This window comes from Salinisphaera sp. T31B1, from assembly GCF_040361275.1.
GTDB lineage: Bacteria > Pseudomonadota > Gammaproteobacteria > Nevskiales > Salinisphaeraceae > Salinisphaera.
The window spans coordinates 1,103,907-1,128,790 of the sequence record NZ_APNH01000001.1 but is presented as its reverse complement, the minus strand read 5'-3'; the positions used below and the strand labels follow the sequence as shown (position 1 = coordinate 1,128,790).

The window sequence follows — 24,884 nt, the reverse complement described above, 5'->3', positions numbered from 1 at the left end:
CCGGCCGGGGCCGCGGCGTCATCGTTCGGCGGGCTGCGCCTGGCTGGCGTTGTGGCGTTCCCGGTTGAACGCCGTGAACGCCTCGACCGCAAGCCAGGCGGCCAGTATGAAGATCGCCGCATCCATGACCAACAGGAGGTAATCTCCCTTGGCGAAGAAATCGAACAGGTTGAGGATCAACGCCCAGGTGGTCATGACCAGCAGGAACACCAGCGGGATGAGCGCGGCGAGCGGATTGCGGTTGCGGGCCAGCACCCAGACGCCGATCACAGACAGCGCCAGCCCGGCCGTGAGCTGATTGGTGGTGCCGAACAGTGTCCACAGCCGGCCGAAGGCAAAGCCCTTGCCGTCGCCGCCGGGCACCAGGGCCAGCCCCAGCGGCACCAGCACGGCCAGCGTGGTCAGCACGTTCACGCGTCCGGCGAGCGCCTTGATACCCGCCAGCTCACTGATCTCTTCAAGAATATAGCGCTGCAGCCGCACGCCGGTATCCATCGTGGTACCGGCGAAGGTGATCACCACCACCGCCGCGAAGGTTGCTCCCAGAGTCGCCGGAATACCCAGATTGCTCAAAAAATGTCCGGTGCCGTCGACGAAATGTCCGAGTGCACCGCCCGACGCGGCGCCGAAATCGGCATAGGCGGTGTTCCAGTCGCCCGCTGCACCGAGACCAGCGGTACAGGCCAGGATTGCGGCCAGCGCCAGTGCCCCCTCGCCCAGCGCACCGCCATAGCCGACGAACCGTGCTTCGGTTTCGTTGCCCAGCTGCTTGGACGTCGTGCCCGACGCCACCATGCTGTGGAAGCCGGAAATCGCGCCGCAGGCGACGGTGATGAACAGATAGGGGAACCAGTGCGGCGAGCCGGCCGCCACATCGTTGACCGCCGGTGCGGTGATCTTGTCCCAGCCGACGAGCACGCCGGCAAAGATCACTACCAGGGCCACCAGCAGCTGCTGACCATTGATGTAGTCACGCGGCTGCAGCAGCACCCACACCGGCAGGCGCGAGGCGATCCACGTATAGGCGAAGATCAGGATGATCCAGGTCGTGCGGACCGACAGCCCTACAGCCTCGGCCAGGCCGTCGACATAAATCGGGTAGGCCTGGCCCACCGGGATCGCGACATACAGGATCAGCAGGCCCACGATCGAGGGAATGATGATCGATCGGCCCAGTCGATAGGCCCATTGACCGATGAAGATCGCGATCGGGATGACGATCAGCGCGGGGATCACCGCCCCGGGGTTTTTCATGAACAGGATCGCCATGACCACGCCGAACACGGCGTTCACCAGCGTCAGCAGGAAGAAGATGATCAGCAGGAACAGTGTGCTTGCCCGAGCGCTGATGACCTTGCCCGACAGGGTGCCGATGTTCTGGCCACGGTTGCGGGCAGACACCACGATCGAGCCGAAATCGTGCACGCCGGCCGCGAAGATGGTGCCCAGCACCACCCAGGTCAGCGCCGGCAGCCAGCCCCAGTAGACCGCGATCGCCGGGCCCACGATGGGAGCCGCCCCCGCCACCGACGTGAAGTGGTGACCGAGCAGCACGTGTTTGTGGGTGGGCACGAAATCCACGCCGTCGCGCAACTCGTGGGCGGGCGTGACGAAGTTCGGGTCCAGCGCATAGACCTTCTCGGCCAGATAGCGCGAATAGAACTTGTAACCGAGATAGAAGGCCACCAGAGCGATGACGATCAGAAAAAAGGCTGGCATGGCGTCCCCGGGCAATCGCTTGTCAAATCCGCCTGATGCTAGCAATGGTCAAGGTTTGACCACCATCCGACCAACGTCTCACGCACGCTCGCCACAACTGGCGCAACACGGATCGGCCGGCACTTCGAGACTGCGCCAGCGCTGGCTGCGTACGTCCAGCGTGAGCACGCGCGCGCTGAGCGTCTGTGGCATACCGATGATCTGCTTGATCGCCTCCAGCGCCTGCAGAGTGCCCACCAAGCCCGGGACCACGCCGAGTACGCCGGCCTCGGCACAGGTCGGCGCGCTCCCGGCCGGGGGTGCGCTGGCGAACAGACAGCGATAGCAAGGCCGCCCGCCGGCCGGGAACACCCCGACCTGGCCAGCAAAACGTTCGACCGCCCCATAGACCAGGGCGATGCGCGCGGCCACGCAGGCATCGTTGATCGCATAGCGGGCTGCGAAGTTATCCGAGCCGTCGACGACCAGATCGTGACCGGCCACCAGCTCGGCGGCGTTGTCGCTGCCCACGCGCGCCTGGATCGGCTCGACCTCGATGCTCGGATTGAGCGCCGTCAGGGTGGCCAGCGCCGAGCGAACCTTGGGCTGGCCCACGCTGGCATCGCGGTGCAGGATCTGGCGGTGCAGATTGGAACGGTCGACGACGTCGTGATCGACGATCGCCAGATGTCCCACGCCCGCCGCGGCCAGATAGAGCGCGGCCGGGCTGCCCAGCCCGCCGGCGCCGACAATCAGCACGCGGGCATCGCGCAGCTTCGTCTGGCCGGCCTCGCCGACCTCGGGCAGCGTGAGCTGGCGCGCATAGCGGGCGCGATCGGCGCCATCGAGCAGGGTGGGCGTCACGAACGCCAGTCCGGCGTCCTTCCAGGCGTCGAAGCCGCCGTCGACCGAGTGCACATCGGTATAGCCCAGCCCGCGCAACTGCTCGGCAGCCAGCAACGAACGCGAGCCTGAAGCACACAACAACAACAAGGTATCGTCGGCCGCCACGCCCTCGCTTTCCAGGCGCATCTCAAGAAAACCCCGCCCGAGCGCCCGGGCGGCGGTCGGGGTGCCCTGGGCGATCTCGTCGGCCTCGCGGATATCGATCAGCCAGGCTCCGGCCTCGACCCGTCGGGCGGCTTCGGCCACCGAGACCGGCGGGATCGATTCGCGCAGGGCGGCCAGACGTTGGGTCACGGATATGCTCATGAACGACTCTCGCTGTAGGGCGGCGCGGATGACGGGCGGCGGCTTGACTCAGCGCCCGGCTCACGCGGGCCGGCCGGCTGCCCTGGCGCCATCGAACGCTCTTCGCCCAATGCGGCACGCTCGTGCCAGTCATCGGGCATCGTTTTGGCGGTATTGGCGCCCATCTCGCGCAGCATCTCGGCCTGTCGCACGAGATTGCCGCGGCCGTCGACGAGCTTGCCGCGGGCCTCGCCGAACGAACGGGTCACGGTATCCAGGCCGCGCGAGACCTTGTCCAGATCGGCCAGAAAACCGACGAACTTGTCGTGTAGCAGGCCGGCCCGCTCGGCAATCTTCTCGGCATTCTTTTCCTGGCGGTCCAGCCGCCACAGATTCTCGACCGTGCGCAACATGGGCATCAGTGTCGCCGGCGAGACCAGTGCGATATTCAATGCCAGCGCTTCGCGCTGGAGGTCTGCATCGGCGCGCATCGCCTCGACATAGGCGGCTTCGGAGGGCACGAACATGAACACGTAGTCCAGCGAGCGGATCGATTCGATGCCCTGATAGCGCTTGGCCGACAACTGTTTGAGATGACGCCTGACCGAGGCGATATGGGCGGTGAGTGCCGCCTGCCGGCCAGCCGGGTCACCGGCCTCGTGAACACGCAGATAATCGGTCAGCGACACCTTGGCATCGATCACCAGATCGCGCTCGCCAGGCAGGTGCACCACCGCGTCGGGCAGCTGGCGCCGGCCGCTGTCGTCGGTGGCTGCGAACTGGGTTACGTATTGCACGCCTTGAACAAGGCCCGAGCGCTCGAGCACGGTCTCGAGAATCATTTCGCCCCAGTTGCCCTGGGTCTTGGACTCGCCCTTGAGTGCGTGGGTCAGCTGGGTGGCATCCTCTGCGATCGCCCGGTTGGACGCCTCGAGCTGACGGACCTGCTCGGCCAGCGCCGAACGCTGCCGGTTCTCGGCGTCATAGGCTTCACGCACCTGCTTCTCGAAGCGCCCGATATGCTCGCGCAGCGGCGTCAGCAATGGCTCGAGGCTGGCCCGGCTGTGTTCGGTGAAGCGCTGACTCTTCTCCTCCAGAATCTCCTGCGAGAGCGTCTTGAATTGATGAGTCAGCGCCTCGCGCGCCTCGCGCAGGTCGGCCAGCCGGCCCTCGGCGTGGCGACGCTCCGATTCCAGACGCGTTTCCAGACGCGCCTTGTCGGCACGCGCATCGGCAAGCGCCGTCTGCAGTTCGCGGGCCTCGGCCACAGCGGATTCGTGGGCCTGGCGAGCGGCGAACAGCCGTTCGAACAGCCCGGTCCGCGTCGATCGCGCCCACAGACCAACGATCAACGCGCCCAGCCCCAGGCCGGCCAGCCCGGCGGCAACACCGGATAACAACAGACGGCTCGACGGTGACAGCGCGGCGAACCAGGTCGTGGGATCGGTCATATCCCGCGCATTCTAGGGCCTGTAGCGGTTTCACGCGACGCCGAGCCGATGGCCGCTCGCTGACCCGTCGTGTGCGTGGCCCGCGGGCAGACTGTCACGCCGCGGGGCGCCTGACCGAGCGATAACGCTGTCGTTGCGCACGACACGATGCCCTGATCGCGCCGTTCGGCCCTACCCCTTCACCGCCCGGGAAGAGCCAGGCCGGTGATTCGCGGCTCGGCCCAGGCACGGCCAGGCCGGCCACCCGGCGCTCAGGCAGACGGCCTGTGCGATCGTCCACGCGCCGGCCCGGCCGGCGCGTACAATGCCTGCGCTGAATCCGTCCACTCCCATGCCCAGGCGCCATGCTCATTCAACTGCGTAATCTCAAACTCGCCTATGGCACCCACCCGCTGCTCGACGGCGCCGAACTGGCCATCGACCGCGGCGAACGCGTTGCGCTGGTGGGCCGCAACGGCACCGGCAAATCGACCCTCATGCGGATCCTTGCCAGCGAAATAGAGCCCGACGAGGTTCTGCGCGAACAAAAACCCGATGTCCGCGTGGCACGTCTGGAACAGGAAGTCCCGGCAGGGACCGCCGGCGCGGTCTTCGATGTGGTCGCCGGCGGTCTGGGCGACGTAGGCGCTGCGCTGGCGCGTTTTCACGAACTGGCCGCGCGATTGTCGGCGGGCGAAGACGTCATGGACGCGTTTTCAAAGGCCCAGGCCGCCGTCGAGGCAGCCGACGGCTGGACGCTCGCGCCTCAGGTCGAATCGACCCTGTCGCGCCTGAATCTGGACGCGGACTGGCGGTTCGAGGATCTGTCGGGCGGTCAGAAACGTCGCGTGCTGCTGGCGCGGGCGCTGGTCCAGGATCCGGACCTGCTGCTGCTCGACGAACCGACCAACCACCTGGATATTGCAGCCATCGCCCAGCTCGAGGAAATGCTCATGGCGTGGCCGGGTGCGCTGCTGTTCATCACCCATGACCGCGCCTTCTTGCGCAATCTGGCCACCCGCATCATCGACCTGGACCGTGGCGTGCTGACGTCCTGGCCCGGCAACTACGAACGCTTCATCGAAGGCAAGGAGAAGATGCTGGCCGACGAGGAGAAGACCAACGCTTTGTTCGACAAGCGTCTGGCCCAGGAAGAGGTATGGATCCGCCAGGGCATCAAGGCCCGACGTACCCGTAACGAGGGCCGCGTACGCGCGCTCAAGGCCATGCGTGCCGAACGCGCCCAGCGCCGCGAGCGTAGCGGCACCGCCAATATCGTCACCCAGGACGCCTCGCGCTCCGGCAAGCACGTGCTGGTCGCCGAGAATCTGGCCTATCGCTGGGGCGACAAGCCGATCGTCAACAACCTGTCGACGATCATCCAGCGTGGCGACAAGGTCGGCATCATCGGCCCCAACGGCTGCGGCAAAAGTACGCTCATCCGTCTGCTGCTGGGCCAGATCGCCCCGGATGCGGGTCATATCAAGCTGGGCACCAACCTCGACATCGCACATTTCGATCAGCACCGGGCCGCGCTCGACGATTCCATCAGCGTGCTCGACAACGTCGCCCAGGGGCGGTTATCGATCACCATCAACGGCCAGGATCGGCATGTGATGAGCTATCTGGGCGATTTCCTGTTTTCGCCCAAGCGTGCTCGCAGCCCGACCCACGTGCTGTCCGGCGGCGAACGCAATCGACTATTGCTGGCCAAGCTGTTCACCCGGCCGGCCAACCTGCTGATCATGGACGAGCCGACCAACGACCTGGACGTCGAGACCCTCGAACTGCTCGAGGAACGGCTGATGAACTACGACGGCACCCTGCTGCTGGTATCGCACGACCGCGCGTTCCTAGATAACGTGGTGACCAGCTCGCTGGTCTTCGAAGGTAACGGCGACGTCAACGAATACGTTGGCGGCTACAGCGACTGGCTGCGCCAGCGCCCGCGCGATGCCGCACCGGCGACATCGATGAGCAAGCCTAAGACTACATCCAAACCCGGGCCCGCCGCGCCGAAGCCCAAGGCGCAACCCGTCAATCCGCTGACCAGCGCCGAGCGCAAGGAATTGCGCGCGTTGCCGGATATGATCGAGAAGCTGGAAACCCGGATCGGAGGCCTTGAGGCCGAGTTCGCGAAGGCCGGTTTCTACGACCGGCCCGCGGATGAGATCAAGCGCAAGACGGAAGAGCTCGGCAAGGCGCAGAGGGAGGTCGAGGATGCCTTGGCGCGCTGGGAGGCGTTGGAGGCGCGTCAGGGATAAGGGCCAGCAAGGGCCAGCTCGCGTTGCAGTAGAAGCGACTAACTCCCGGGCCGCGGAGTGCTAGATCGGCCCGCGAGTTCATCGAACCTTTTGTTTCGCACTGCAGTGCAAAACCCTAGGGGAAAATCAACCCGCACCGTCGACGCAGACACTCGTGACCTCCGGCTACAAACGGTCAGCCTCTGGCCAATCCCTACAGAACTACCGCGCACAAGAATGCCGGCAGTTCTCTCGAACCACCGGCGCTCCAAGACCTGTCTATGAAAATCAGGCCGCCTCGTTCGGCCGGCTGGCCTCGGCTTCGATCTGAATCTCGACTTCGTCGGCCACCAGCGGAATGAACGCATCCATGCCGAAATCGCTGCGTCGGATGGTGGTCTCGGCCGAAAAGCCACAGCTGTATTTCGACGATTCCATCGGGTTGGTCTTGCAGACGATGTCCTCGACCTCGAGGGTGACGGGCCGGGTGACGCCGTGCAGGGTCAACTCGCCCTGGACCGTGGCCTCGTCGTCGCCGTCGAAAGTCACGCGCTTGGAGACGAAACGCATGTCGGGGTACTGATCGACTTCGAAAAAGCCTTTCTCGTTGCGCAGGTGTTCGTCGCGTTTTTCATGGCCGGTATCGACGCTTGCCGGGTCGAGCGTGACTTCGACACGGCTGGTATCGCCCTGGCGATCCATGACGATCTCGCCGCCGGTCACGTCGATACGTCCGTGCATCGTCGACAGGCCCATATGGCCGATCTCGAAGTTGCCGTAGGTATGGCCGGGATCAATGGTATAGGTCTGAGCCGCGGACGCCGCGCCGGTCAAAGCCAGCAGTGCCGGTACCGCAAGAGTTCGCATGGTGCGGAGTGTCATGTTCTGCCTTTGGTTTCAAACGGTGGGAACCTGCCCTGGCCAACGCCCGGGCCTGCGAGCTCGAGTCTAGCGTAAACACGCTTATTTGCGCCCACACTATTCGCCTTGCATGATGAAGGCATCTGCAGACGTATATTGCGGCCGGCCCCGGCGGGGTTGGCTGGCGCATGCCCGGGGGCGAACCTTTCCATGGAATTCAACGCGATATTCACGCTCCTCGTAGCGGTGGCCGTACTCGTGATCGGCCAGCTCGCCGTCCGGCGAATCGGGCTGCTCCGCGAATTCAATATCCCGGTGCCGGTGGTCGGCGGGCTCATCGCGACGATCGTGATTACCGCACTGCGCCCGATGGGGTTCAACGTCAGCTTCTTCGACGGCCTGCAGGAGCCGTTCATGCTGCTTTTCTTCGGCAGCATCGGCCTCGGTGCGGATTTCCGCATGATCGCGGCCGGCGGCCGCAAGCTGATCCTGTTTTTCGTACTCGTGGCCGTGCTGCTCGTACTGCAGGATGCGCTGGGCGTAGGCATCGCCGCTGCCTTCGGACTGGACCCGTTGCTGGGCCTGCTCGGTGGTTCGATCACCATGTCGGGCGGCCATGGTACCGGGGCCGCCTGGGCCAAGGTCTTTGGCGACCAGCACGGCATCGAGGGCGCGTTCGAACTGGCCATGGCCTGTGCCACTTTCGGCCTGGTGTTCGGCTCGCTGGTCGGCGGGCCAGCCGCACATTTCCTGATCCGCCGAATGAAGAAAAACGGCGTGGCCGTCCATACCAGCGAACCCGAGACCGAGGCCGAAGCCATCGCTGCCGGCGGCGGCGACGGACAGACCCAGGGCGTGGCCACGGCCAACGTACTGCCCGCGCTGCTGGTATTGCTGATCGGTATCGCGGCCGGGTACGGGCTGCGCGATCTGACCTACGGCACAGCGTTTTATCTACCCACCTTCGTCTGGGTACTGTTCACCACGATCGTGCTCGGCAACCTCGGACGCATGACCGGCATCTACCGTCCGCACGGCGAGAGCGTCTCCGAGATCGGTTACCTGTCGCTGTCGGTGTTTCTCGCCCTGGCGCTGATGTCGCTCAAGCTCTGGGAGCTGGCTGGACTGGCGTTGCCGATTCTGGCGATCCTGGTCGCACAGCTGGTGCTGGTGTTCGTCTACACCACCCAGATCACGTTTCGTGCGATGGGCGGCAACTACGATGCTGCCGTGCTGGTGGCCGGCAACTGCGGCTTCGGCATGGGCGCGACGCCGACCGCAATTGCCAACATGCAGGCGGTCACCGACCGGCACGGTCCGTCGCGGCTGGCGTTCATCATCGTGCCGGTGGTGGGCGGTTTTCTCATCGATATTGCCAACGCGTTCATCATCAAGGGCTTCATCGCTTTCCTCTGATCGCACGTAGACAGGTCTTTCCGATAGCCGCGAGAGACGATCTGTGCCCGAAGGTCCGGAAATACGACGCATGGTCGATGCCATCGATACCGCCGTCGGCGGGCGCGAGGCACGCGCCGTTCACTTTGCCTTCGAGCGGCTCAAGGGGTTCGAGTCGGCGCTGTCCGGTCGCCGTGTGATCGGTGTGGCCGCGCGTGGCAAGGCCGTGCTGGTGACCTTCGCCGCGCGTGGCGACGACGGCCAGTGGTGTGTCTACAGCCACAACCAGCTGTACGGCCAGTGGCGCGTCGGCCACGCCGATAAGCCACCGGCGACCACCCGCCAGCTGCGGTTCGCGATCATCGGTGCCGAACGCGCCGCCCGGCTGTACAGCGCGTCGGATATCCGTCTGGTCAGGCCCGACAGCCTTGGCGAGATTCCCTACCTGGCCCGGCTCGGCCCCGACCCGCTCAACGATGCTGCGATCGATCACGCGTGCCTTTACCGGCAATTCGACGACCCGCGATTCCGTGGGCGTGCATTGGGCGGGCTGCTGCTCGACCAGGCTTTCGTGGCCGGTATCGGCAATTATCTGCGCTCGGAGATTCTGTTCGAGGCCGCTCTGCATCCGTTGCGCAAGCCGCGCACGCTCGGTGCCGAAGAACGTACGGCCCTGGCGGCTGCCATTGTGTGTCTGATCGAGCGCGCCTATCGGCTCAAAGGCATCACCAACGACCCCGAGCGCGCCGCCGAGCTCAAGCGCCAAGGGCAGCGGTTCGCCCAGCGTCGGCACATGGTCTTCAACCGCGCGGGGCATGCCTGCTATATATGCCGCACACCGATCGACAGGACGACCGTGGCCAGCCGCCGGTTGTATCTGTGCCCGGTCTGCCAGCCGTGCCCGGCGTGACCGACCGTGCGATCAACCGATCAGCTTGACGACAAACCAGACCCCGACGGCGGCCGGGACCAGGCCCGCAATCACCCAGTAGCCATCCTTGCCTGTCAGACCGAGGCCCATCATGGCGATCGCGCTGGCCGGTGCGGCCGCGGCGAAGGGCAATAATTCGAGCGGGATCATGCAGGCGCCCAGCGCGACCCAGCTCAACCCGATGACACGTGTAGCCACGCCTTCGGTCAGCCAGCCCATGCGCGGACGGACGAGCCGATCGAGCCGGCGAGTCCAGGGCATGATGCGATCGGCCACGGAAGCGTAGTGCTGACGGTCGATGGACATACGGCGCAGCCGGGCCGGCAGCCATGGGTAGTCCTTGCCGAAGACCAGCTGGGCCGAGACCAGAGCGATCGAGATGCCGCAGACACTCGGGATGCCCGGCACCGCCCCGGTCGGCAGCGCCGCGATCAGCGCCAGAATGAGCACGAGCGGCCCATAGCCACGCTCGCCGATGACGGTGAGCACCTCACCCAGCGTCAGGCGTTCGCCCTCGCCGTCCGACTCGAGCGTCTTGAGCAGTTCTGTCAGGGTGGTGGCGTCGCTCATGGAACTGCGATCGGTTGTCTCGATGGATTGCGCCGGCCGGCACGAGCGACTCGGCAGAACACGCCGCGGCTTGCGGGCAACTGACCTGCCATGCCCAGCCGAATGCCTGACGATGCGTTATTGTATCGCGCACGAAAACTCTCACGAATCACAAGGACTACCGATGGAATACAAACGTCTGGGAACCACCGGCACACGCGTGTCGCCGCTGTGTCTGGGCACGATGACCTACGGCACGCCCGAGTGGCGCGAATGGGTGCTCGACGAACAGGCCAGCCGGCCGTTCATCAAACAGGCGCTGGATGCCGGTATCAATTTCTTCGATACCGCCGACATGTACTCGCTGGGCGAATCCGAACGCGTGGTCGGCAAGGCGCTCAACGACTATGCGCCGCGCGAGGATTTCGTGCTTGCGACCAAGGTCTACAACCCGATCGGCGACGGGCCCAACGACCGCGGTCTGTCGCGCAAGCACATCATGCATGCCATCGACTCGTCGCTGACACGCCTGACCACCGATCACGTGGATCTCTACCAGATCCACCGCTTCGACTACGACACCCCGATCGAGGAGTTCATGGAAGCGCTGCACGACGTGGTCAAGGCCGGCAAGGCCCGCTATATCGGCGCGTCTTCTATGTATGCCTGGCAGTTCGCCAAATGCCAGCACATCGCCGAGATCAATGGCTGGACCAAGTTCGTGACCATGCAGCCGATGTACAACCTGGTCTATCGCGAAGAAGAACGTGAAATGCTGCCCCAGTGCATGGACCAGGGCGTCGGCGTGATCCCCTGGAGCCCGCTGGCCCGCGGCGTGCTCGCCGGCAAGAAACAGGGCGCCGAGGGCGAGTCGACGCGCTCACAGACCGATGCCAACACCAAGAAATGGAATCTGGGCGCGGTCGAGGCCGACGATCAGATCATCGACGCGCTGCGCGAAGTGGCCCAGGCCCGCGGTGCCTCGATGGCACAGGTCGCTCTGGCGTGGGTGCGTTCCAACCCGGCAGTGACCGCACCAATCATCGGGGCCAGCAAGTCGCACCACCTGGAAGAAGCCATCGCCTCGCTGGATATCACCCTGAGCGACGAGGAGAAGACGAAGCTCGAAGCGCCCTACCGACCGCACCCGGTCGCCGGCCACCGCTGATTTGCAGACGGCCGGTCACCCTCGGGCGTCGGTCCGATCCCACTCCCGCCCGGCGGGGCGTTCCCACACGCCGCGCCGGGCGGATAGGCAATACGCAACCGGCAGCCGACCGACGCCCGGTTCGGATATCAGCTGCCAGCGTCTTCGATTCGGCGCAGCAGTTCGAACGTTGGATAGCCGTCCGGGGTGAGGCCCTGAGCGCGCTGGAACGCCCGCAGACCGGCCCGGGTATTCGGGCCCATGATGCCGTCCGGTGTACCCGTATCGTAGCCCAGGCGGTTGAGGCCACGCTGCATGGCTTTGAGATCCGAACGCGACAGGCTGGCCAGTGTCCGAGGCCACTGCCCCTGTACGCCCGGCTCGCCGGCCAGACGATCGGAAAGCAGGCCGACCGCCAGCGCATAACTGGTCGCGTTGTTGTAGCGCAGGATCGCACGGAAATTCGGCCCCACCATGAACGCCGGACCGTGAGCGCCGGCCGGGGCGATCACCGCCGCTGAATCGAACGCCGGGAGCCCTCGCTCGTCGACCGGGCGAACACCACTTGCCCGCCACTCGGCTGTGGAACGACGGATGTCCGGGTCGGCGCTGCCGTAGTCGAAGTCGGCCGGTAACACCACTTCTCGCCCCCACGGCTGGCCGCGCTTCCAGCCGCTGTGTTCCAGATAGTTCGCGGTCGAGGCCATCACGTCGGGAATGCTGCCCCAGATATCCCGCCGGCCATCGCCGTCGGCGTCCACGGCGTAGGCCAGAAAACTGGTCGGGATGAACTGGGTATGACCCATCGCCCCCGCCCAGGAGCCTCGCATGCGGTCCCGGTCGATATCACCACTGGCCAGAATCTCAAGCGCAGCATACAGCTGCTGCTCGGCGAAAGTTTCGCGCCGCCCGTCGTAGCCCAGCGTGGCCAGCGCGTCCACGGTTTCGTAATTGCCGAAATTGCTGCCGTAGTTGCTTTCCACGCCCCAGATTGCACCGATCACGGGACCCGGCACGCCGTAGCGGGCAGTCACCGTGCGGGCGGTTTCGGCATGGGTGGCCAATTTATCGCGGCCGGTCCGGACACGCGTGTCCGACACCGCGCTGTCCAGATACTCCCAGATCGCCCGGGTGAACTCCGGCTGCCGGTTATCGAGCTCGATGATGCGCGGCTGGAACTCGGCGTCGTCGAAGGCGACCGACAGGGTGTCCGAGGCCACGCCGCGTGCCGCGGCCCGGCGCCGGAAGTCGGTGACCCAGGCTTCAAAGCCGGCTGCATCGCGCGCCGTGGGCGCTGGCGTCGTTTCGGGCTCGGCCGCAGGTGGCGACGCCGAGGACCCGGGGCTCGAATCGGCCGCAGTGGCCGGTCGCTGGGCCGACGGCGAGGCCGCGGGCGCACTCTCGACCGGCTGCGACGCGCAGGCGGCGAGCGTGAGCGATACGAAGGACAGCATGGACAAGCGGGCCGATAACTGCATACGAATCAATCCTGTGAGGGCGTGGGCCGAACGACGCTGGCCGCTACTATACGACGGCACCGGCCGCTTGTGCCGAGGCCCAGGCCCACTGGAAGTTGTGACCGCCCAGATGGCCGGTGACGTCAACGACTTCACCGATGAAGTACAACCCCGGCACCTCGCGGGCCGCCAGCGTCGATGACGACAGCACCTCGGTGTCGACACCACCCAGCGTGACTTCGGCGGTGCGATAGCCTTCGGTCGTCTCGGGCTGGAACGGCCAGGCAGACAATCGCGCAGCCACCGCGGCCAGCCGGGCTTCGTCGATCTGTTTCAGCCGGGGATTGCCCAGGGCTTGGTCGGCCGGCCCCTCGCACAGACAGCTCGCCAGCCGACGCGGCAGGCGTTCGGCCAGCACACTGGCCAGACGCGCGTTCGGCCGCGCTGCCCGGCGTTCGCGAAGCCAGGATTCTGCTGCCTCGCCGTTGTAGAAATCCACCTGCACGGTATCGCCAGGCTGCCAGTAGGAGGAGATCTGCAGCATGGCCGGTCCACTAAGTCCGCGGTGGGTGAACAGCAGTCCGGCGTCGAAGACGGTATTGCCGCAGGTGGCTTCGACATCGAGACCGATGCCCGACAACGTGCCGAAGCGCTGCCGGGCCTCACCTGACAGAACGAAGGGCACTAGGCCGGGCCGCGGCGTGTGTACCGCCAGCCCGAATGCGCGTGCGATATCGAAGCCGATGCCGCTGGCGCCCATCTTCGGAATGGACAGCCCGCCCGTGGCCACGACCACCGCATCGGCGCGGGCGCGAAAGCCCTCAGCACGAACCTCGAAACGCCCCTCATCGTCACGGACTACGGAATACACCGGGCATCGCAGGCGGACGTCGACCCCAGCGGCCGCACAGTCATCCAGCAGCATGGCCACGATGTGCTTGGAAGACTCGTCGCAGAACAGCTGGCCGCGCTCTTTTTCGTGGTAGGCGATTCCGCGCGCCTCCACCTTGGCGATGAAATCGGCCGGCGTATACCGGGCCAGTGCCGACTTGCAGAAATGCGGGTTGGCGGAAACGAAGTTCGCGGGCGTGCTGTGCATATTGGTGAAGTTGCAGCGGCCGCCGCCGGACATGAGAATCTTTTTGCCACAGCGATTGCTTGCTTCGAGCACCGTCACCCGCCGTCCGCGTGCGCCAGCGACCGCTGCACACATCAGTCCGGCGGCACCGCCCCCCAGTACCAGTACGTCGGGGCTGTGGCGTTCTTCCATGCGACAAATTTCCGGTCGTTCGTACCGTCGGGACGGGCCCGGCCGGGGGCATTGTCCCATGTTTCGAATGCCCCGGAGACGACGAACCACGACGAGCTTGGCCGGGCCTGGCCAGGACGCAGACTTGGATTGGCCGACAGAAAAAGATATATTTTCCGAAATTGCCCGTTCGCCTACTGACAACGACGCCCGAGCGGGCGCAGACAACCGGGTCAACTCACCGGAACGACCCTGACCAGGCGCCATCGGTATAAAGCCCGGCGTCTAAAGTGCGATAACGCTAGAACGACAAGAACCCTTCGGAGGCTGATAACGATGCTCAAGACTCTGTCACTGCCTGTCATGGCTGGCCTGGCCGTCTGTTTGAGCGGCTGCGGCTTGATCTACAAGCCCACCGGTCATGTCCTGGCCCACTATTCCCAGGACGAGGTAGTGCCTTACGTCATGGGCAGCGGCGACATGGACATGTCCGCCTGCGGCACCGGCATGGGCCAGAATCAGCTCCTGTCGTCGTTCTCGCGTGTCATCGACCGACCCTCGAACGTATTGCTGACCACCAACCTGCTTGCCGGCCTGTGTTCGGAAAGCCAGGCACAGGAAGCCGATCTGCGCTTCCAGCGCGCGCTGCGCGCCGGCGATACGGCCAGCGCTCGCGATGCCCGCACCGAAGCCCAGCGCCTGTACCGACGAACCGCGCTGCGCCGTTACCAGACATATAAGGACACGGTGGATGCCTTCGGCGAACTCGGCGACGACAAGTGTCCGTCGCTGGGCAACGACACCGAAGAGATCGAACATCTGGTCGGCACGCTGACCTCCGTGCAGGCGTTGCTCAGCGATATCCAGGCCTCGAGCAGCGTCGGTGTACCCCAGGACGTCGCCGCCAAGGCGGGCCGCGAAGCCGAGTGCATGGACAACGAAAAATGGTGGGGCATTCCGAACGCCCTGCAGGCCGTAGTCTGGCTGAGCGTGCCTGGGGCCGCGCCCGACGGTGCCGATCCGTGGAGCCAACTCAAACAGGCTGCCGACTACGGCGAGTCCAAGGGCATGCCCATGGCCGCGATGCTGTATGCCGTGGCCGGCTACGGCCAGTCCGACGAAGCCAAGGAGAAAGCGGGCATCGCCCAGGTCGCGCGAATCTACAACGACGGCGTGACGCCCAAGGAATATCTGATCCTGGGCGAGGTCGCGTACAACCAGGCGCTGTTTCTTTCCGATCGCATCTGGACCCGCGAAGCCGGCAAGCGCACACCGTTTCTCGCGCTCGGCGACTTTCCCGGCAGCGAAGACGACGGCGCTACGGCAGACGACACCGATTTCGACGCCGACGATTTCCTGAACTGAAATGGCCGACACACGACTCGACAACGGGCCGGCGCACGCTGACCCGCACGCCGGCGATGTGGCCGTTGAGTACAGCCAGGCACGAAACTGGCTGATCACGGCTCCGATCGCGATCCTGTTGCTGCTTGCGATCGTGTTCGGTACCAGCGCCTTCATCCATGGGCAGTTGCTCAGCCTCGGCGGCACTCTCTGGGACAACTACAACATGCTGCGTGTCGACATGTCGGAGCCGACATGCGACCCGAACATGGACATCGACGCGCGTATCGCCAACATGCAGGGCAGCGCCGCTGCCGAGGACAGCCTGTTCGATGCCGGGCCGGCCGATCCCGAGGCCCGGCGGCGTTCGCTGGAGTCGCAGCTGGCGCAGTGCAAGGAGAACTACCAGCGCTACGAGTACAACCAGAAATGGACTGACACCTCCACGCTCAGGGCGTTTCGCGCACTCGAACTGGGCATGGGCCGTATCAACCAGATCGGCCAGGGCGCGCAGGCCTATATCCTGGTTCTGCTGATCATGTTCGGCGGCTTCATCGCCCTCGTGCTCAATGAGCAGATCGCCCTGCGCATGCCCAAGACGCGCCTGGATATCCGGGTCAGTTCGGGCGCCCAGGTAGCGGCGAATGTCGCCATGGCGATCAGCGGCTTCGTATGGCTGCGCCTGGACGGCGGCGGCGATACTTGGCTCAACCTGGCCTGGCTCATCGGCTTTGTCATGCTCGCCGCCGCGGCGGCCTATCGCATGATCCGCGTGCCCGAGGACGCGCCGAGTGGCGGTTCGCTGGCCTATGCGCCACTGACCATTCCGCTGTACTGCTGGCTGGCGCTGGTCAGCCTGGTCTATTTCTTCGTCAGCGAAGGCTATATCGCCGGCCCGGCGATTCAGCTGAGCAAGATGATCCGGTTCGCCGATCTGTACACCGGTATCGGGCTCTTCGTCTGGGTCGGCATGATGCTCAAACACACTCGCATTGCCGAGCTGTTGTTCGGGCTGTTCCGTTCGTGGGAACTTCGGCCCGAGTTCATCGTGATTCTCGTGGTGCTGGCCTCTGCCTGGCCCACCGCCTATACCGGGGCATCCGGGATCTTCGTGCTGGCAATTGGCGCGGTGATCTACCAGGAACTGCGTATCGCCGGCACCTATCGCCAGCTCGCGATCGCCTCGACGGCCATGTCGGGCAGCATGGGCGTCGTGCTCAACCCGTGTCTGATGGTGGTGATCATCGCCGCACTGAATCGGCAGGTGACCACCGATCAGCTCTACGGCTGGGGCGTGTACGTGTTCCTGCTGACCGCAATCATCTTCACGGGCTTTGTCTATCTCACCCGCAAGAGCCGACCCTACCTGGCGACGCCAGACGATGCGTTACCCGCTTTCCGGCGGGCGATCGGGCCGACGCTGCCCTATATCGTGATTGCGGTCGCTGTGGTGATGATCTATTCGCACCTGCTCGGCCAGAGCTTCAACGAGTTCTCGGCGCCGGTGATCCTGCCGCTGATGATGCTGGCGTTGCTGGCCTATGATCGATGGCGTGCACGTCGTCTCTACGCTGCGGCCATCTACAAGGCCGATCGCGGCGAGGCGCGTGCGCCGGCCCACGAACCAGCAGGCTTCTGGAATGCACTGCGTGCATCGACCGCCGAGTCGGCCGTGCTTCTGGGCGCGTTGCTGTCGCTGATGGTCATGTCGATCGTCTTCGGCGGCGTCATGGAGCGCTCCGGCGTGATGGAACTGTTCCCGGACCACTTCGGCAACGTCTGGTATGCCACCGCTATTCTGGTGGTGATGCTGGTGATCATCGGCATGATCATGGATCCGTACGGAGCGATCATCCTGGTCAGCGCGACGCTCGCACCGGTGGCCTACGACAACGGCATCGATCCGGTGCATTTCTGGATGATGGTGCTGGTGGCCTTCGAGCTCGGTTATCTCAGCCCGCCTGTGGCGCTCAACCAGTTGCTCACACGCCAGGTGGTCGGCGATGCCGAAATTCAGCTGGCCAAGGCCGAGGTGGCCGACGATCCGAGCTTCTGGCGTCGCCACGAGGCATTGCTGCTGCCGATCACCGTACTGGCCAGTTCGTTGCTGCTGGTCGCGTTCGTGCCGCTGATCTTCATGCACCTGTTCTAGCTTGGGTGCCGGCCCGCCGCGAGCCGGGCACGCAGAACGAATCACAAGGAGGAAAACCCATGTCGACCCGAAATCTACTCACCTCGTATCTGGGACCGCTCGCCGTCGGTGCGGCCGTGCTGCTGGGCGGCGCGCTGCAGCCCGCCGCCGCCCAGACCGAAACCCGTTCACTGTGTGTCTACGATCCGATCGGCGCGAACGGCTTCATCTACCAGTCGTTCCAGGATTACGTCGTGCAGGCCCGTAGCTGGGGAATCAAGCTCAACACGCGTGCCTATACCGATGAGGCGGTAGCCGCCAACGATTTCAAGGCGGGTAAGTGCGACATGGTCGGCATTACCGGCATCCGCGCGATTCACTTCGTGAAGTTTTCCGGTTCGCTGGACATGGCGGGCGGGCTGCAGACCTACGACCAGGAGAAGACCGCCATCAAGGTGATGTCCAGCCCCAAGGCAGCCGAGTACATGGTCCAGGACGGCAACGAGGTCGTGGGCGTGGTACCGCTGGGCAAGGCATTCCTGTTCGCGCGTGACAAGTCCTATCTGGAAAGCCTGGACACCATCGCCGGCAAGAAGATTGCGGTGATGTCCTATGACAAGCAGGCCTCCACGCTGGCCAACGTGGCAGGCGCATCGCCGGTCGGTGCGTCCATCGCATCGTTCGGGCCGATGTTCAACAACGGCAGCGTCGACCTGGCCTATGCACCGTCGTTCGCCTACAACGCGCTGGAACTCTACAAGGGCCTCGGCAACAACGGCGGGATCGCCGACTTCGTACTCGGCATGCTCTCGGGCCAGCTGATCGTGCATCAGGACAAGTTTCCGGACGGCTTCGGCCAGAAGTCGCGCAGCTGGGTGTTCGACAACATGTTCGATTCGACCCTGCGCCGCGTGAAAGCGGCTGATCAGGAGATCCCGGATAAGTACTGGGTGCATATTTCCGGCGATCGCGATGCCGATTACCGCGAAATGTTCCGAAACACGCGTCAGCAGCTGTGGGATCAGAACTGGTACAACCATCGCATGCAGCATCTGCTGAAAAAAATTCGTTGCTCGACCGACAGCGGTCTGGCCGAATGCAGCCAGGACAGCGAGGGCGGCCCGGTCAACTGATCCGGCCCACCGACTCCCGGGGCCGCGCCCGGCCTTTCCGCCCGCCACGACGCCTGTGTCGTGGCGGGCTTTTTCATGCGCCGGGGGCCATCGGCTGTACCCGACCATGTCCGCCCCGCGTTGCGCCAGACTGGCGATTGTCGAAACGACGGCGTAGGGTTTAAAAAGCAACGATGTGTGGCACAGCCAACCATGGTCATGGGGGACCGACCGCCGTGCAGACGATTCCGGGCAAACCCGACGCCCCCGCGTGGCGGTCATACCGGCGGACCCGCCGGCGTATGGTATTCACGGTGTTTTCACCGGTGCACACGGGTGCCGTGAGCGGTACAGGGTACCGCCACGGCTCACTTGCCACGGGCACGCCGGGCGATGATCGGCGTATCGGCCCGGGCCATCGCGCAAGCGCCTGGTCCACAGCCGACTACGGCATCGACGCGACGCGGCCGCCGCAGGCAGCCGTTTTGCCTGCACGGCCGTGCATGGCCCGCCGCCCATCCTCTACCGAGCCCGTCTTCGACCGGCTCGACTACTCACCCAGCGAATCCAGCACCGGGAGCCTTGAACGATGGAGTTAATCAATACGCTGGAGCAGGCGGTCTATGCCGTGATGACGCCGATCAGTGATTTCATCTGGTCGTACGTTCTGTTCTATCTGCTGTTCGGCGCCGGCATCATCTTCACCGTTGCCACGCGCTTCGTGCAGTTCCGGCTGTTCTTTCACATGGTGCGGATCACGTTCGACAGTCGCAGCAGTGAAAGCGGCATCAGTTCGTTCCAGGCACTGGCGACATCGCTGGCCGCCCGCGTCGGCACCGGCAACCTGGCCGGCGTAGCACTGGCCCTGTGGATCGGCGGGCCCGGGGCGGTGTTCTGGATGTGGATGACCGCGCTGGTGGGACTGGCCACCACGTTCATCGAATGCACGCTCGGGCAGGTGTACAAGATCCACTATGCCGACGGCGTCTATCGAGGCGGCCCGGCCTACTATATCGAGCGCGCGCTCGGTCAGCGCTGGATGAGCATCCTGTTCGCGGTGTTCTTGATTCTGGCCTACGGGTTCGCCTTTTCCGGCGCGCAGGCGAACACGATCGCCAAGGGCATGGAAGGCGCGTTCGGCGTACCGACCTGGGCGACCGGCATCGCGCTGGTGATTCTGGCCGGCATCGTCATATACGGTGGCCTGAGATCGGTTGCCCGAACCGCCGAAAAAGTCGTGCCGCTGATGGCCATCGGTTACTTCCTGGTCGCGATGTACGTGCTGGTGGTCAACTACGACCAGGTACCGGCGATGTTCGCACTGATCGTCAAGAGCGCGTTCGGCTTCGGGCCGGCCGTGGGCGGCGCCGTGGGCTATACCATCAAGGCGGCCATGGAGAACGGCGTCAAACGCGGCCTGTTTTCAAACGAAGCCGGCATGGGCTCGACGCCGAACGCAGCGGCAACCGCGGAGGTCAATCATCCGGCAGCCCAGGGCCTGGTGCAGGCGTTCGGCGTGGTCATCGATACGCTGATCATCTGCAGCTGTACGGCGGTCGTGATCCTGTTGTCCGGCGTGTACGACCGGATGCTCGCCCACGGCGGCAGCGATTCGATGCAGGGCATCCAGCTGACCCAGGATGCAATGGCCGACCATCTGGGCATGTTCGGCGTCGGCTTCATCGCCGTCGCGATCCTGTTTTTCGCCTATACCTCGATTCTGGCCAATTTCGCCTATAGCGAGATCAATCTCGAATATCTGGCCGGCCGGCACGGCAAGAAGGCCGTGGCGATCCTGCGCCCACTCGTGCTGGCTATGGTGATGATCGGCTCGGTGGCGACCCTGAGTTTCGTCTGGGACTTTGCCGATCTGGCGATGGGCCTGATGGCCACGACCAACCTCATTGCCATCCTGTGCCTGTTCCCGATCGCGCTGCGCGTGCTCAAGGACTACGAGCGCCAGCGGGCCGAAGGCATCGACGAACCGGTCTTCCACCGCAAGGTGCTGAAAAACCCCGATCAGGTCGAGCCGGGCATCTGGGACTAGCAAAAAAATGCCGGCCGTATCGACGGCCGGCATTGGACAACCTGGCGGCCGGGGCACGGCACGATGACTGGCTGCCCCGGCCTGTCCGGTACTACGCCGCGCGGGCGGCGTCCTCCGGGCGTTCGCGCTTGGCCGCACGACGCGTAGACGGCCAGTTGGCCAGATCCACTTCGTCGCGAATCTCGGCGCAGACCTCGATCACCCGGTTGATCTGTGCATAGGTATGGCTCGTGTTGACCGACAGACGGATCAGCGATCGCTTGGTTGCGGTGGCCGGTGCACAGAATACCGAACCGAACACCCCGCGCGATTCGAGCGCGTCGCGAAGCACCATCGTGTTCTGCTCGGGCCCCGCCTCGAGCGCGATCATCTGCGCCTGACCGGTGTCGACGTTATAGCCGAGCGCTCTAAGATGCCGGCGCAGATAAGCCGCGCTGGCATGCAGGCGTTCCCGTTCGGCGTCGGCTGCGCGAATCAGCTCCAGCGTGCGCGATAGCCCGGCAATATCGTGCGGCAACAACGATGAGCTGAAGATGGCAGGAAACGAGTTGTACTTGATGAACTGACGCAGCCGCTCGCTGCAGGCGATCAGACCGGCCCGCGCCGCAAACGCCTTGGCCAGACTCGCCGTGACGAAATGCACTTCCGACTGCAGCCCCAGCCCGGCGACCAGACCGCGGCCCTGATCCCCGTGAGTGCCGAGCGAGTGCGATTCATCGACGATGGTCACACAGCCGTGGCGATTGGCGACCTCGACCAGCGCCTTGAGCGGTGCAACGCTGCCGGTCGTGCTGTAGACCGAATCCATGACGACGATGCCCGGGCCATTGCGCTCGATCATGGTCTCGAGATGCGAGGCATCGTTATGACGGAACGGCTTCCACTCCAGCCCCGCACTGCGGACACCCTCCCAGAGCGAGGCATGAGCGAACATGTCCACATACACCGGAGTACCCGGTGCGCCGATCGCCTGAATCAGGCCGACGTTGGCGGCATAGCCGGACTGGCACAGCAGACTGGATTCCATGCGCATCCAGCGGGCCATTCGCCGCTCCAGGTCGAGCTGCGGACTGTCGCCGTGCAGGTAGACACCCGACATCACCACGGTGTTGTCCGACCCGCGCAGGCTGTCGATCTGCGCCTGCAGGATCTGCGGGTTGTTCGCCAGATCCAGATAGTCATTGGTGACCATGAGGATCGCATCCGGGCCGGGCGTACGCCCGTGCATGATGTGTCCGCCCTTCCAGGTCTTTTCGACCCGCTCGCGAAAATAGTGGTCCACGTGCTCGCGCAGAAATTCCGGCTCGGCCTTCGAGCGCGGACGCAGCGCGGGGCCATGGAAGGATTTGTTATCGACACTCATGAGAACCGCTCCAATTTGCAGCATATAGATAAATACGATTTATCAGCGAAACTGACAATTTTTGTCACTTAAGCTGATAATTACTATATTTACTTACCGCATCTGGCGCTGATATACAAATTACGTTTGGCGCTCAGCGTGTTGCGCGCGCAATCCTATCGACTTCTGGAGGCGATTACGGGCGCATGTCCGGGGCAGGCCAACTTCGATCTCGCGCGCGCTTTCCTCCGACCAGCACAGACGGATGGAATAAAATTTTTATGGAAACAGAGGCTTAATGCCGGCGCCGCCGAGCAGCTGGCAAATGGACCGCAACAGTGGGCCGACGGCGGGGATTACATCAACGAGTACCCGACCGTATCCAGCCAATCCAGATATCGGGAGAAAGTCGCATCCGGCGGGCTCGGCGCACCGGGCATATCGCGCTGATCGAACAGGGCCCAGAAAGCGTAGCGATGACTGTTCAAGGCGGTCGACGGCCGCGAATAACGCGACCAATGACGTAAAATGTCACTTTCGCCAGCAGCTACCAGCTGCGCAACCGACGGCGCGATGAGGACTTCGCCGCGCTCCAGCGCTTTCAGGCAGTCGCGGGGCGCACCGGCGCGACGCATCAGCGCGATCTGGGCGTCGCGCTCTTCGGGCGTGATCAGCATCAGCCGGTAGAGGTTGCCCTCGCCATCGACGAGCATGAAGCCGGCCGGATCGCTCACCAGATAATATTCGACGATGTGATAGCGACGGCGCAGGTTTTCCATGAGCGCGATCACGTGCCGGTCCTCGAGCCACGACGGTGCGGCTACATGGAACACGTCGCTGGCATGAGAAAACGTCTCGCGGATGTGGGCCTGCTGCAGCTCGCGAATAGTGCTGTTGAGATGGTCGTAGACCAGATGCTCGCTCTTGCGTATGTAGCGGTCGATCACCCCATCGTTGAATGCGTCGATCGCCGCTTTTTCGCTGGCGACGCCGGTGAACAGGATTTTCTTGATATGCGGGTTCTGTATCCGACGACAGAAATCCAGCCCGTTCATCTGCGGCATCGCATAATCGACCATGGCCACCGAGATCTGGGAAAAGCGATTCGAGTAATGCATTTCCCGAGCGATCGCATCGGTATCCAGACTCACCCGTTGGCCGCCCTCGCCTTCGCAGACGCGAAAGAATCGCTCTCGCGAGCGGCCGTCGATTTGCCGATCGTTGATATAGCCCAGGGCCTTGGTGGTCGAGTCGAACAGCAGATAGGGCAGATCGGCCTCCAACTGCAGGCTGAGATTGCCCAGGAAGTCGATATCGTCATCCACCAGCACGATCTGGGTGGGGTGGAAATACGGGGCCAGTTCAGCCGTGCTCATGATTCTCCAGGGCCGGAAAGCTCAATACGAACTCAGTGTAGCGTCCCAACGCCGAATGACAGCGAATATCGCCGCCAAAGCTCTCCATTACCAGTCGCGCAAAGGCCAGCCCGATACCGGTACCCTGCCCGCGCGGCATGGCCGAATAGAACCGTTCGAAGATACGGGGCAACACATCCGGATCGATGCCGGGCCCGGTATCGCGAAAATGCAGACGATGCGCGCCGGCCGGGCTGCGTTCGGTCCAGATCCGGATATCACCGCGGTCGGCCTGGGCAAGGAAGTACAATGCGTTCTTCAGCAGGTTGAACAGCAGATGGATCATCAGCAGCTGGGATCCATGGAAAGCGAAATCTGTGCCCTTCTCCCAAGAGACAAGGGTACGCTCTCTATCCGAATGAAACGGATACCGTGCGAGCGCGCCTTCGACACACGCGCCGATACGCACCACGTCGAACGTGCTCGTATCGATGGTCGTCCGGCTGGCATTGATCAGCAGCATGTCCAGTATGACGTTGGTGTATTCGGTCTCGCCGTTGATGCGCTCGAGTACGCTGTGCATCTGGCGCAGATGCGCAGTACGCACCGGCGGCACGGGGAGCCCCTTGTCGCGTGCCAGTTCGTAGCCTTCGAACAGCGCCGGCAGATAGGTCTGCAGACCGCGCGCCCCGCTGCGGATACTCAGCAGCGGCGTTCGCAGTTCGTGGGCGATGGTTCCGACCGCCGACGTGATCGCGCCGAGTTTTTCCCGAGCCACGATTTCGGCCTTGTAGTTGAAGATGCTGCCGCCGATCAGGGCGAACAGATAGATCGGTGCCAATGCGATCAGTTCGTCGGCCTGGTCAGCGAACGATCCCCCGATCGCCCAGAAACAGCCGGCCGCCGCAGCCGCGCCGGCAATAGCGACGCCGAAGACCATCAGCCAGTCGAAAACCAGCAGGACGGTGAACAGACAGGCGGCCATGGTCGATAACGCCCAGACGGTGCTGAAACCGTTCATCAACGACATGAACACGAAGAAGAACGGCAGCTGATAGACAACGATCAGGAACCAGTACAGCGTGATGCGTCCGCGCCATAGCCCGGCGTTGGATACATACGGCTCGAACAGCATCGGCAGCGCGATCACGATACTGAATGCCCGCAGCCAGACGCTTTCGAATGGCTGCGGGCTGAGTTCGGTCCAACAGAGGTAGTAGACCGGATGCGCGATCACCGCTACCAGCGCGAAAAGTTGCATGTTCGGGCGCGAATAGGCCGCGCTCTGTTCCATGGCCGCGATCACGCGCACTCGAAGCCAGCGCAGTCTGGCCTTCAGACCAAAGCCGAGCCGGCCGGTCAGTCGTGGCCAGTTCATCGAAACTTTCGCTCCGGATCAGGC

At 64.1% G+C, this 24,884-nt stretch carries 18 protein-coding genes; 8 read left to right on the top strand and 10 right to left on the bottom strand.

Going from position 1 to position 24,884, the window contains the following annotated elements; all coding sequences use genetic code 11:
- Positions 1–18 precede the first annotated feature (18 nt).
- From T31B1_RS05225 to rmuC, 3 genes are all read right to left on the bottom strand, one after another.
- Complete coding sequence (locus T31B1_RS05225; RefSeq protein WP_353248388.1) at positions 19–1,719, bottom strand: carbon starvation CstA family protein; 1,701 nt, start codon at positions 1,717–1,719, stop codon at positions 19–21.
- A gap of 78 nt (positions 1,720–1,797) precedes the next feature.
- Positions 1,798–2,910: a molybdopterin-synthase adenylyltransferase MoeB gene (moeB, locus tag T31B1_RS05220; RefSeq protein ID WP_353248387.1), complete on the bottom strand. Its 1,113-nt coding sequence runs from the start codon at positions 2,908–2,910 to the stop codon at positions 1,798–1,800.
- On the bottom strand, positions 2,907–4,340 hold the full coding sequence (gene rmuC / locus T31B1_RS05215) for a DNA recombination protein RmuC (protein WP_353248386.1): 1,434 nt from the start codon (positions 4,338–4,340) through the stop codon (positions 2,907–2,909). Before rmuC ends, moeB begins: the two co-directional genes overlap by 4 nt.
- Positions 4,341–4,684: 344 nt before the next feature.
- Between rmuC and T31B1_RS05210 the strand changes: the two genes are divergently transcribed.
- On the top strand, positions 4,685–6,583 hold the full coding sequence (locus T31B1_RS05210) for an ATP-binding cassette domain-containing protein (protein ID WP_353248385.1): 1,899 nt from the start codon (positions 4,685–4,687) through the stop codon (positions 6,581–6,583).
- Positions 6,584–6,850: 267 nt separating this feature from the next.
- On the opposite strand, the gene T31B1_RS05205 is transcribed toward T31B1_RS05210, so the two are convergent.
- Positions 6,851–7,429, bottom strand: a complete 579-nt coding sequence (locus T31B1_RS05205; RefSeq protein ID WP_353248384.1) for a YceI family protein — start codon at positions 7,427–7,429, stop codon at positions 6,851–6,853.
- A gap of 204 nt (positions 7,430–7,633) precedes the next feature.
- Here T31B1_RS05205 and gltS point away from each other — a divergent pair, with 204 nt between their 5' ends.
- Positions 7,634–8,839 (top strand): sodium/glutamate symporter, encoded by a 1,206-nt coding sequence (gltS, locus tag T31B1_RS05200; RefSeq protein WP_353248383.1) that lies wholly within the window; start codon positions 7,634–7,636, stop codon positions 8,837–8,839.
- 43 nt (positions 8,840–8,882) lie between these two features.
- A complete protein-coding gene (nei, locus tag T31B1_RS05195; RefSeq protein WP_353248382.1) occupies positions 8,883–9,728 on the top strand; it encodes an endonuclease VIII in 846 nt (281 codons plus the stop codon).
- Between the two features lie 12 nt (positions 9,729–9,740).
- On the opposite strand, the gene T31B1_RS05190 is transcribed toward nei, so the two are convergent.
- On the bottom strand, positions 9,741–10,319 hold the full coding sequence (locus T31B1_RS05190; protein WP_353248381.1) for an exopolysaccharide biosynthesis protein: 579 nt from the start codon (positions 10,317–10,319) through the stop codon (positions 9,741–9,743).
- 163 nt (positions 10,320–10,482) lie between these two features.
- On the opposite strand from T31B1_RS05190, the gene T31B1_RS05185 reads away from it, so the two are divergent.
- Positions 10,483–11,466 carry an aldo/keto reductase gene (locus T31B1_RS05185; RefSeq protein WP_353248380.1) on the top strand — a complete coding sequence of 328 codons (984 nt, stop codon included), beginning with the start codon at positions 10,483–10,485 and terminating at the stop codon, positions 11,464–11,466.
- Positions 11,467–11,594: 128 nt separating this feature from the next.
- Here the strand turns inward: T31B1_RS05185 and T31B1_RS05180 are convergent, their stop codons facing one another.
- Positions 11,595–12,923 carry a lytic murein transglycosylase gene (locus tag T31B1_RS05180; RefSeq protein ID WP_353248379.1) on the bottom strand — a complete coding sequence of 443 codons (1,329 nt, stop codon included), beginning with the start codon at positions 12,921–12,923 and terminating at the stop codon, positions 11,595–11,597.
- A gap of 46 nt (positions 12,924–12,969) precedes the next feature.
- Complete coding sequence (locus tag T31B1_RS05175; RefSeq protein ID WP_353248378.1) at positions 12,970–14,172, bottom strand: BaiN/RdsA family NAD(P)/FAD-dependent oxidoreductase; 1,203 nt, start codon at positions 14,170–14,172, stop codon at positions 12,970–12,972.
- 315 nt (positions 14,173–14,487) lie between these two features.
- Here T31B1_RS05175 and T31B1_RS05170 point away from each other — a divergent pair, with 315 nt between their 5' ends.
- From T31B1_RS05170 to T31B1_RS05155, 4 genes are all read left to right on the top strand, one after another.
- Positions 14,488–15,516: a hypothetical protein gene (locus tag T31B1_RS05170; protein WP_353248377.1), complete on the top strand. Its 1,029-nt coding sequence runs from the start codon at positions 14,488–14,490 to the stop codon at positions 15,514–15,516.
- 1 nt (position 15,517) lies between these two features.
- The gene (locus T31B1_RS05165) at positions 15,518–17,647 is read left to right on the top strand and encodes a TRAP transporter large permease subunit (protein WP_353248376.1); all 2,130 of its coding nucleotides are present in this window, start codon (positions 15,518–15,520) and stop codon (positions 17,645–17,647) included.
- A 59-nt stretch (positions 17,648–17,706) separates the two neighbouring features.
- A complete protein-coding gene (locus T31B1_RS05160) occupies positions 17,707–18,759 on the top strand; it encodes a putative solute-binding protein (RefSeq protein WP_353248375.1) in 1,053 nt (350 codons plus the stop codon).
- A 568-nt stretch (positions 18,760–19,327) separates the two neighbouring features.
- Complete coding sequence (locus T31B1_RS05155) at positions 19,328–20,785, top strand: alanine/glycine:cation symporter family protein (protein WP_353248374.1); 1,458 nt, start codon at positions 19,328–19,330, stop codon at positions 20,783–20,785.
- A 91-nt stretch (positions 20,786–20,876) separates the two neighbouring features.
- Here T31B1_RS05155 and cqsA read toward each other — a convergent pair whose 3' ends face one another.
- The 3 genes from cqsA to T31B1_RS05140 form a co-directional block, all read right to left on the bottom strand.
- Entirely contained in the window at positions 20,877–22,148 is a 1,272-nt protein-coding gene (gene cqsA, locus T31B1_RS05150) for an alpha-hydroxyketone-type quorum-sensing autoinducer synthase (protein ID WP_353248373.1), read from the bottom strand.
- 335 nt (positions 22,149–22,483) lie between these two features.
- Entirely contained in the window at positions 22,484–23,503 is a 1,020-nt protein-coding gene (locus T31B1_RS05145) for a response regulator (RefSeq protein WP_353248372.1), read from the bottom strand.
- Positions 23,490–24,860 carry a sensor histidine kinase gene (locus T31B1_RS05140; protein ID WP_353248371.1) on the bottom strand — a complete coding sequence of 457 codons (1,371 nt, stop codon included), beginning with the start codon at positions 24,858–24,860 and terminating at the stop codon, positions 23,490–23,492. The genes T31B1_RS05145 and T31B1_RS05140 overlap by 14 nt, the downstream gene beginning before the upstream one ends.
- Positions 24,861–24,884: the final 24 nt, after the last annotated feature.

Bases quoted from the DNA above. Each gene is read 5' to 3' on its own strand.
- cqsA (WP_353248373.1), bottom strand. From the start codon at position 22,148: ATGAGTGTCGATAACAAATCCTTCCATGGCCCCGCGCTGCGTCCGCGC.
- T31B1_RS05170 (WP_353248377.1), top strand. From the start codon at position 14,488: ATGCTCAAGACTCTGTCACTGCCTGTCATGGCTGGCCTGGCCGTCTGT.
- T31B1_RS05145 (WP_353248372.1), bottom strand. From the start codon at position 23,503: ATGAGCACGGCTGAACTGGCCCCGTATTTCCACCCCACCCAGATCGTG.
- T31B1_RS05155 (WP_353248374.1), top strand. From the start codon at position 19,328: ATGGAGTTAATCAATACGCTGGAGCAGGCGGTCTATGCCGTGATGACG.
- T31B1_RS05185 (WP_353248380.1), top strand. From the start codon at position 10,483: ATGGAATACAAACGTCTGGGAACCACCGGCACACGCGTGTCGCCGCTG.
- gltS (WP_353248383.1), top strand. From the start codon at position 7,634: ATGGAATTCAACGCGATATTCACGCTCCTCGTAGCGGTGGCCGTACTC.
- T31B1_RS05165 (WP_353248376.1), top strand. From the start codon at position 15,518: ATGGCCGACACACGACTCGACAACGGGCCGGCGCACGCTGACCCGCAC.
- T31B1_RS05225 (WP_353248388.1), bottom strand. From the start codon at position 1,719: ATGCCAGCCTTTTTTCTGATCGTCATCGCTCTGGTGGCCTTCTATCTC.
- T31B1_RS05205 (WP_353248384.1), bottom strand. From the start codon at position 7,429: ATGCGAACTCTTGCGGTACCGGCACTGCTGGCTTTGACCGGCGCGGCG.
- T31B1_RS05210 (WP_353248385.1), top strand. From the start codon at position 4,685: ATGCTCATTCAACTGCGTAATCTCAAACTCGCCTATGGCACCCACCCG.
- T31B1_RS05190 (WP_353248381.1), bottom strand. From the start codon at position 10,319: ATGAGCGACGCCACCACCCTGACAGAACTGCTCAAGACGCTCGAGTCG.
- T31B1_RS05140 (WP_353248371.1), bottom strand. From the start codon at position 24,860: ATGAACTGGCCACGACTGACCGGCCGGCTCGGCTTTGGTCTGAAGGCC.
- T31B1_RS05175 (WP_353248378.1), bottom strand. From the start codon at position 14,172: ATGGAAGAACGCCACAGCCCCGACGTACTGGTACTGGGGGGCGGTGCC.
- T31B1_RS05160 (WP_353248375.1), top strand. From the start codon at position 17,707: ATGTCGACCCGAAATCTACTCACCTCGTATCTGGGACCGCTCGCCGTC.
- moeB (WP_353248387.1), bottom strand. From the start codon at position 2,910: ATGAGCATATCCGTGACCCAACGTCTGGCCGCCCTGCGCGAATCGATC.
- rmuC (WP_353248386.1), bottom strand. From the start codon at position 4,340: ATGACCGATCCCACGACCTGGTTCGCCGCGCTGTCACCGTCGAGCCGT.
- T31B1_RS05180 (WP_353248379.1), bottom strand. From the start codon at position 12,923: ATGCAGTTATCGGCCCGCTTGTCCATGCTGTCCTTCGTATCGCTCACG.